Origin of the sequence: Trichocoleus sp. DQ-A3 (assembly GCF_039961975.1) — a bacterium.
GTDB lineage: Bacteria > Cyanobacteriota > Cyanobacteriia > Cyanobacteriales > FACHB-T130 > FACHB-T130.
In genome coordinates this window covers 1-8140 of sequence record NZ_JAMPKC010000056.1, presented here as the reverse complement: position 1 = coordinate 8140, position 8140 = coordinate 1, and the positions used below count along the sequence as shown (strand labels likewise).

Genomic DNA, 8140 nt, shown 5'->3' with positions numbered 1-8140 from the left:
ACTCAGGATTTGATAGATGCTCCAACTCTCGGTATTGCATCGCTGATTCTAGAATTCGTTCTCATCAAAATCTAGCGTGCTTTTCCTAGCAACAATTGCCCACTGTCACACGCCCTCCTATTCATGCAGGAGGTCTACTGTAGAGAGGAGACGCTCTCGATGTTTCCAGATTCTGCCCTAGCAGCTAAGTGTAGCTCCAATATCTAACATAAATAAACTGTGTTCTTTTGTTAAATAGCACCCAATAACCATCTGTACTTGTAGGTGGAATTTGACCAAACTTATGCTTCGGTTGTTGGGTAAAATAACATTCTAAATTTTCTACCTCGTTTAAATTTTGTATATCCTCAGCAGAACGATTGGATAAAGGAATAAGCCCAAACAGTTTGTTTTGTTGGGTGATAACTTGAGAAAACCACTGTCTAATTTTTTCTAATTCTTGACGGTTGCAAGCTGTACCATCTCTTATACCCTTGTAAAAACCCTGATATTTAGGTGGAGGCAATTCTTCTTTTACATGAAATCTAATCCATATATCTCGACCGTCAAAAATATAGGTGTATCCGCCGCCAATTAAGCGATCGGCTTTGACCTCTGAACGAAATTCCCAATCGTATAGCCAATCAGGCTCGGTGGGAACCGGAATTCCACCAGTTGTGAGCAAGAGCAGAAAAAATAGCACAACAGGTGTCCCTATTACAATTACGAGTAATGCTAAAAGTTTCTTGATCATCTTGCAAACAGTTGGGGATTAGTCGCTCAGCTTATTATCGTCGTAGAGCCGTCTTACTTAAGTAAAATTTTAAATGATTATTTTTACTGTTAATTTTGCAGTAATTTCGCGACTTCCCGAATTAGTGCGCGTAGCAGTTTAGCTTTAGTCTGCCCGGTGTATTCAGCCAACTGTGATAACTGCTCATAGGTTTCTGGGTCAAGGTCAAGCGTGATTCGGGTTTTGGAGGGGACTTGCTTCTTCAGCTTCTCCAGCAGGTCTTCTTCTTCCTGGGTCGGAGCCGTCTTCTTCCGTTTTGTCTTTTGTTTGCTAGCAGGTTCCGCCTGTGGTTCTAAGTTACCCAATGCAAATTGAGAAACCAAATCAGTTAGAGAATGTCGGGGTTTATTCTTGCTCACTTCGCCAACCTCAGAATCTCTGTAAATAGCCGCTGGTAATCTGACGCTGCATCTGAAGATCCTTTTAGTCCCCATACTGTTGTGTTCTGCAAGAAGGCATCAGCAATCGCTTGCCGCTGATAGATAACTTGCTTGAATGCCGTAACCCCCTCCAACTGCTTTAATAGCTCTTGAGCTTCTTTCAACAGCTTGGTATTCCTCACTCCTCGATTAATGAAGATGCCGGAGAGAGGAAATCCACCTCGCGCATTCTGGATTTGGCGTACCATCCTGACAGCCGATGCCGCTGAAACTAAATCCAGTCCGGATGGAGTTATCGGAATTACTGCAAGTTTTGCAGTAAGAAGCGTACACCGCGTTGCTTCTCCTAAATTTCCAGCATTGTCCACTACCAAATAATCCACAGTCTTTTCCAGCTTCGGAATTTCTTCAGCCAACTCATCTGGATCGGTCATGCGATAAATAGGTACTTCTGTATCCATTGAATGCAGCCAGGTGGATGTACTGCTCTGTCCGTCCGCGTCAATGACTGCTACCTTACGCTTTTTGATAGCAGATAACCAATAGGCGAAATGGGTAAGAGTCGTTGATTTTCCGACTCCACCCTTTAAATTGCTAAAGCAGATGGTAGTCATTATTACTGCATTTTATAACTGAATTAATTTACTGTATTTTACTCCAAGAATAGCCGACAGCTTGGTAGTGCCGAATTTCTTTGATGCGGTTAGGGAGTAAGAACCAGGCTGGGAGAGGGGAGAATAAGTACCAACTGGTACTTTAAGGCGATCGCCAGTTGGTAGTGTGCAATGATTGGGGCAGCAAGTTCCAATTGGAACTTGGGACTTATTTTCAAAGGCGATCTCTACTCACATTTCAATAACAGTTCCTCAGCATGGGAACGGTAGGAATAAAATCAATCAGCTCAACCATCCATCAAACACTCTTGCTATCTAGATAGAGAGCGAGGGCTGTATATATTGCTGGTTAGTCTTTGGGAGGGCGGACTCTTCTGCCTTACCTAGATACCGAGTGAGCAGTTTTTCGTCCTGCCAGTACCTCAAATAGCGATAAAGTCCATAAGCTTTGCCCCGCTATTTATCGGGAATCATCTTCACCTCGATATGTCCACCAATTCCCCTGGAAAGCGCTGCGATTCCTCCTTTGCTTTGCGGCGAGTCATTCTCCTGTTGGGGGACTTTGGCTTCCAGTAGAGATGCAATCATCGCCTGAACTTTTAGTTTGGCGGTCGTGAGGGCATCTAGCTGTTGCGCGAGCGCGTCTAGGACGGTTAGGTTGGGCATGGCTTCGAGAGCGAATGCTTACTCCTCTATTCTCCCTAATTACATTCGCTCTCGAAGTAACACCTGACTACCCACCCCTGCCTAAAAAATAGACGTTTTGCATAAACGTAACGGAAAGAATGCCGTTGCGTTTGATGGGGTAAATAGTGTGGCTTTTTGTTTTTAGGAATTCATGCAAAGACGAATTCAGGCAACCTCTTTCTCCCAACTCTCAACTCGCTTAAAAACAATCATGCTGTCTGATAAGTCACGAAAAGCGCATCGCTCTCTAACCATCCTGATGGGAGTGGTATTTGCTACTGCTTACAGCATCCCCATCAACGCCCAACCCAGGACTCCCATCCCATCTCAGTCACCGACGATAGAAAACTCCAAATCATTAGGAACACGACAACCCGTGCAAGCATTTGGTGGACAACTCGCGGTATTTGTGGGGCATGAGAGTTATGTCCATAGTGCAGTATTTAGTCCCGATGGTAGGCAAATCCTGACTGTCAGTGGCGATAAAACCGCCCGATTATGGGATATCCAAGGTAATCTCTTGGCTGTGTTGCGAGGGCACGAGAATTGGCTCAATAGTGCAGTATTTAGCCCCGATGGTCGGCAAATTTTGACTGCCAGTCACGATAAAACTGTCCGATTGTGGGATAGCCAAGGGAATCTCCAAACTGTGTTGCGAGGGCATGAAGAAGGGGTTACCAGTGCAGTATTTAGCCCTGATGGTCGGCAAATCCTGACTGCCAGTCACGACAAAACCGTCCGGTTATGGGATAGCCAAGGGAATCTCCAAGCTGTGTTGCAGGGGCATGAGGAAGGGGTTACCAGTGCAGTATTTAGCTCTGATGGTCAGCAAATCCTGACTGCCAGTGCGGATAATACCGCCCGGTTATGGGATAGCAAGGGTAATCTCCAAGCTGTGTTGCAGGGGCATGAGAATAATGTCAGCAGTGCCGTATTTAGCTCTGATGGTCAGCAAATCTTGACTGTTAGTAACGACAATCACTTTAGTAAAAATAACGAAAAAACTGCCCGGTTATGGGATAACCAAGGTAATCTCCTGGCTATCTGGCGGGGGCATGAGGAAGGGGTTACCAGTGCAGTATTTAGCTCTGATGGTCAGCAAATTTTAACTACCAGTAGCGATGGAACCGCTCGGTTATGGAATATCTCCATCGTCATCAAAGTTTCTGCCTCTAAAGTAGCCTTTATCAAGGGAACTCAACTTTCTAGCCAAGGTAGTGTCAAATCTAAACAACTTGCACTTCTAAAGTTAGAAGAAGCCTTGGCACTGTATCGTGCAGAGCAAAATTATACCCAAGCTGCACTCACTCTCTTATCAATCGGTAAAGTTTACGCCAATTTAGGTCAATTCCAAGCCGCCTTAGACTCCTACAATCAAGCATTGCCTTTATCGCGACAAGCGGGTGCTAAAACGGAAGAAGCCAGTATCCTCAACAGTCTCGGTCAACTCTACACCGATTTAGCCGACCCGAAAGCAGCCCTAGACTCTTACAACCAAGCCTTGCCCTTGTTGTATCAACTAAATGACCAAGGGGCAGTAGCCACCACCCTTAACAATATTGGTGATATTCACGCAGCTACAGGAAAAGGGCTAGATGCCTTAAAATTTTACAATCAAGCCCTCGCTATTTCTAGGCCGATTGGTAACAAAACCGCAGAAGCATCAGCATTGATGGGCGTTGGCGGCATTTACATCGCTTCAAAAGAATGGACAACCGCCTTTAATGCCTACAATCAATCTATTATCATCTCCCGCTTCCTCAACGACCAAATAAAGCAAACCAAAATCCTCAACCAACTGGGGAAAATCCACGCCGCTTTAGGCCAAAACTCTACTGCAATAGAACACTACAACCAAGCCTTATCTTTATCCCGGCAACTTGGTTACAAAACAGAAGAAGCGAACATTCTTTACAACCAAGCCACCTTAAACCGCCAGCAGAATAACCTTACCGCTGCTAAAACCGAAATCGAAACGGCGATTAATATTATTGAATCACTCCGCACCCAAATCGCTAGCCAAGAACTGCGGCAGTCTTACTTTGCCCGTAACCAAGACTATTACCAGTTCTACATCGACCTGTTGATGCAACTGCATCAACAAAACCCAAGTCAAGGATATGATGCCCTCGCTCTCCATGCCAGCGAACGCGCCCGTGCCCGCAGTCTCCTCGAACTTCTCACCGAAGCGAACGCCAACATCCGCTCTGGGGTTGACCCAAAACTTATCGAACAAGAACGCACTCTTCAACAACAACTCAATGACTTTGAGCATCGCAAGTATGAACTGTTGACGACTCAATACACTCAAAAGCAACTCGACGAAATTCGACAAAAAACGGACTTGGTTCTGGCTCAACTCGACCAACTTAAAGCCCAAATTCGCACTAATAGTCCTCGCTACGCCAACCTCAAATATCCCGAACCCCTGAATCTACAACAGATTCAACAACAGGTACTCGACGACGATACCCTACTTTTAGAATATTCTCTCGGTGAAGAACGCAGTTACCTGTGGGCCGTCACTAAAAACAGCATCACCAGTTATGTACTCCCCAAACGCAGTGAAATAGAAACCGCGGTCCAAGCCTTCCGAAAATCTCTGAACCCCAATAGCACGAACCATCTCGAAACCGGACTCCCATTGAGTCAAATGCTTCTCGCCCCAGTTGCAAATCAATTGGGGAATCAACGTTTATTGGTGATTGGAGATGGAGCATTGCAATATGTTCCCTTTGCCGCACTGCCCATACCAGCTTCTCCTACCACCCCGCTTTTAGTCCAAAACGAAATCATTACGCTCCCCTCGGCTTCTACGGTTGCCATTCAACGCCGACAACTAGAAAACCGCCCCATTGCTGCCAAATCCATTGCCGTTGTTGCCGACCCCATCTTCAATCTCAACGACTCTCGTATTGCTGGGACTCCACCCCAACAAACCCCTGATACACTATCTAGTCGTACCCTCACTCGCGCTGCTCGTAACTTGGGCTTAGGAGACAGTGGAAGGGTCTTTGACCGTCTGCAATATACTCGCACTGAAGCCGAGAAAATTCTTGCCCTCGTCCCAGAACAGCAACGTCTACAAGCTTTAGACTTTAACGCCTCCCGTGCCACTGCCACTGACCCAAATTTAGCCCAGTATCAGATTATCCATCTTGCCACTCACGGCTTACTCGACCCCATCAATCCTGAATTATCAGGAATTGTGCTGTCTCTGTATGACCAAAAGGGCAAATCCTTAGATGGATTCTTGCGCCTGCACGATATTTTCAACCTCAACTTGCCTGCGGAACTGGTGGTCTTGAGTGCTTGCGAAACTGGATTGGGTCAAGAAGTCAAAGGTGAAGGATTGGTGGGATTAACAAGAGGTTTTATGTATGCGGGTTCAAGACGAGTGGTGGTGAGTTTATGGAGTGTGAATGATGCAGCGACTTCTAAGGTGATGGCGAATTTTTACCAGAAGATGCTTCAGTCGGGGCAAAATCCGGTAGCTGCGCTGAGAGCGGCACAACTGGAAATGTGGAAATCTGAGCAATGGCAAGCACCTTATTATTGGGCAGCGTTTACGATTCAAGGAGATTGGCAATAATGGCGCATTCAATTCAGGAGAGTGATTTTTTGGAGGATGGAGCAGACGATATGGTGAAATGTCTCAATATCTGATTTCTCCTGACTCCTCCTGTTATACGGTGCCTTTTTAGATGAGTAACTTAAGATAGTGACTCGCTAAATTAATCGTCTTCATCAGGCTGGGGGTAGTAGACACGTCACAGTGATGATGATGTAGAACCGGAGCGGACACCAGTGCAATTGCACTGCGAGAAATGTATGAATTCTGGACTGGAAGAAGCTCCTCGTTCAACTTCAATCAAGAATTCTAGTTTGAGTAAGTCGGACTCTTGAACCGCAGCCAAGAATGCGATCGCCATTCAGAAAAAGAAAATAACCTTCTGGGGAATTTTGACGTTTTCGTCGCTCAACTATTGCACCTCTGCATCTGGAAGTTGTTGTAAGTAGTTGTTCATGAGAGAACTCATTGAGTTTCTCTTGTTAGCCTGACCTTCAACCAAAATCGCTATTAGGTCCAGGGATTGAAACTATCACCTGCAATGAATGCTTAGGTAAGACTCAATTTCACCAACCCTAAATTGATATCAGGCTACATCTGTGGCTCTACTCGGTGATTGGGTACTTCGGGACAACGCTCAACCCGCCCTAGTTGGTAGCCTTGTTTCTCTAATCGTTCCACAAATTCATTCGGGTCAGAGTTAGTTTCTGATTGAGGCGATGGTTGTGTCAATTGCCTGATTTGCTTGAGTTTAGCTTTCCGTCCCATTGGCTTTTTCCCTCTTAACGATGCAATCACTTGGTCAAATCGACCTTAAAGGTTACGTAATTTGTCGTATTTTTCTTGTGGCTACTAATAATTGTGGTTGCGAATTACTGAACTCAACACCTCTTATCTTAAATCAGCCATCAATTTCATGAACTCCTCATGCGAACTTACCCCCACCTCCTCACCCCGCTCGCACTATTTATAGCTTTGACATGACACCAGGGTTTATTCAGCTTGTGAACCCATTTGCCTAAGTTGATTCACTTTGAGTGCCCAGTTTAAGGTTAGTCAGACAAAGGTATTATGCCGAATGTAACAAAAAATCGTTTTTTGCATAAATGTTAAACCTAGAGGCAATAAGTACTATATCTACAAAGATTATCTAAATGGAGAAACCTATGAAGATTTTAGAGCATACTTCAACTCGCCTAACTCTTCAAGATTCGACGATATATGTTTGGTTGGCGAGATTGGTTGGTAGTCTTTTTTTGTTTATCGGTTGTGGGGCACTCTTTCTATTCATTGAATCCATGAAGGGGGTAAGGCTGGATAATCTAGCTAATATTATTGAAAAATCATTACCAGGGATAGGCTTTATGATTTTTTTCTTAGTTTCGGCATTACATTCGTTTTCTTTTTTCCTAAGAGGACGGTTTGGCTTGATAAAGAAAATGAAAAATTAATGATTAAAACTGAAAAATTACTAATGACAAAAACTATTGAATATCCAATTACAGATATTGCTAATGTGATAGTAGAGAAAAATTATAGTTCCAATAATTCTGCACAGGTCTATACTATTTATTTAAACATAGCTTCCAATCGCCAAAAAATACGATTGTCCAGTTTGGGCTTCAACAAGGCAAAAGAAAGAGCGAATCTTATCCGCAGTTTTCTAAATATGCCTTTATGAATTTACACACGGTTTCGCTAAAATTGGCAAGAATTGCTAGGGTGCTGTTAGGGCTTATTGGCATTCATCTAGGATTGATAGAGTTTTCAACAATCTTCACACTCATCGCGATCTCTGTTGGTATAGTTTCTGCAAAGCCTGCGCTTGCATAGCCACCTTGCCCAGTTAGTCGTCAAAATGTTTGCAAGTAGTTAGTCAGCTAAAATAGCTCAGGACTTACGCAAAGGCGCTAGATATAGCGTACAAGTTACACAAGTTGCATGGGAATAGAAGGATGTTTCAGTTCCTCAATTAAGGAATCAGAAAGCCACTGGTATTTCATTTGGTAAATGGTTTGAGCATTAAGTGCAGCTAGTCTTTTCAAGTGAGTCCAAGCTAGAATCGCACAAGCGATGTGATTTCTTTGAATTCTAGCTTTACGACATTGGCAAGCTT

Annotated in this window: 9 protein-coding genes and 1 pseudogene; 3 read left to right on the top strand and 7 right to left on the bottom strand. The window is 44.3% G+C overall.

The window, feature by feature from the left end; all coding sequences use genetic code 11:
- Positions 1–184: 184 nt before the first annotated feature.
- The 5 genes from NDI44_RS28655 to NDI44_RS28635 all read right to left on the bottom strand — a co-directional run bounded on the left by NDI44_RS28655 (position 185) and on the right by NDI44_RS28635 (position 2432).
- Positions 185–733 (bottom strand): hypothetical protein, encoded by a 549-nt coding sequence (locus tag NDI44_RS28655; RefSeq protein WP_190416216.1) that lies wholly within the window; start codon positions 731–733, stop codon positions 185–187.
- Between the two features lie 89 nt (positions 734–822).
- Entirely contained in the window at positions 823–1131 is a 309-nt protein-coding gene (locus NDI44_RS28650; RefSeq protein WP_190416215.1) for a ribbon-helix-helix domain-containing protein, read from the bottom strand.
- Positions 1128–1766, bottom strand: a complete 639-nt coding sequence (locus NDI44_RS28645; RefSeq protein ID WP_190416214.1) for a ParA family protein — start codon at positions 1764–1766, stop codon at positions 1128–1130. Before NDI44_RS28645 ends, NDI44_RS28650 begins: the two co-directional genes overlap by 4 nt.
- An 89-nt stretch (positions 1767–1855) precedes the next feature.
- Positions 1856–1984 (bottom strand): hypothetical protein, encoded by a 129-nt coding sequence (locus tag NDI44_RS28640; protein ID WP_277877715.1) that lies wholly within the window; start codon positions 1982–1984, stop codon positions 1856–1858.
- 238 nt (positions 1985–2222) lie between these two features.
- Positions 2223–2432, bottom strand: coding sequence for a hypothetical protein (locus tag NDI44_RS28635; protein WP_190416213.1), 210 nt, complete (start codon positions 2430–2432; stop codon positions 2223–2225).
- 172 nt (positions 2433–2604) lie between these two features.
- On the opposite strand from NDI44_RS28635, the gene NDI44_RS28630 reads away from it, so the two are divergent.
- The gene (locus NDI44_RS28630; RefSeq protein ID WP_190416212.1) at positions 2605–6045 is read left to right on the top strand and encodes a CHAT domain-containing protein; all 3441 of its coding nucleotides are present in this window, start codon (positions 2605–2607) and stop codon (positions 6043–6045) included.
- 570 nt (positions 6046–6615) lie between these two features.
- On the opposite strand, the gene NDI44_RS28625 is transcribed toward NDI44_RS28630, so the two are convergent.
- On the bottom strand, positions 6616–6792 hold the full coding sequence (locus NDI44_RS28625) for a hypothetical protein (RefSeq protein ID WP_190416211.1): 177 nt from the start codon (positions 6790–6792) through the stop codon (positions 6616–6618).
- Between the two features lie 398 nt (positions 6793–7190).
- Here NDI44_RS28625 and NDI44_RS28620 point away from each other — a divergent pair, with 398 nt between their 5' ends.
- A complete protein-coding gene (locus NDI44_RS28620; protein ID WP_190416210.1) occupies positions 7191–7475 on the top strand; it encodes a hypothetical protein in 285 nt (94 codons plus the stop codon).
- A gap of 23 nt (positions 7476–7498) precedes the next feature.
- Entirely contained in the window at positions 7499–7705 is a 207-nt protein-coding gene (locus NDI44_RS28615; RefSeq protein WP_348235341.1) for a hypothetical protein, read from the top strand.
- 247 nt (positions 7706–7952) lie between these two features.
- On the opposite strand, the pseudogene NDI44_RS28610 reads toward NDI44_RS28615, so the two are convergent.
- Positions 7953–8140, bottom strand: a pseudogene (locus NDI44_RS28610) (transposase); the annotation flags it as partial.

What these genes read in the sequence shown, in the direction of transcription:
- NDI44_RS28620 (WP_190416210.1), top strand. Translation starts at nt 7,191, where the DNA reads ATGAAGATTTTAGAGCATACTTCAACTCGCCTAACTCTTCAAGATTCG.
- NDI44_RS28630 (WP_190416212.1), top strand. Translation starts at nt 2,605, where the DNA reads ATGCAAAGACGAATTCAGGCAACCTCTTTCTCCCAACTCTCAACTCGC.
- NDI44_RS28655 (WP_190416216.1), bottom strand. Translation starts at nt 733, where the DNA reads ATGATCAAGAAACTTTTAGCATTACTCGTAATTGTAATAGGGACACCT.
- NDI44_RS28625 (WP_190416211.1), bottom strand. Translation starts at nt 6,792, where the DNA reads ATGGGACGGAAAGCTAAACTCAAGCAAATCAGGCAATTGACACAACCA.
- NDI44_RS28615 (WP_348235341.1), top strand. Translation starts at nt 7,499, where the DNA reads ATGACAAAAACTATTGAATATCCAATTACAGATATTGCTAATGTGATA.
- NDI44_RS28635 (WP_190416213.1), bottom strand. Translation starts at nt 2,432, where the DNA reads ATGCCCAACCTAACCGTCCTAGACGCGCTCGCGCAACAGCTAGATGCC.
- NDI44_RS28645 (WP_190416214.1), bottom strand. Translation starts at nt 1,766, where the DNA reads ATGACTACCATCTGCTTTAGCAATTTAAAGGGTGGAGTCGGAAAATCA.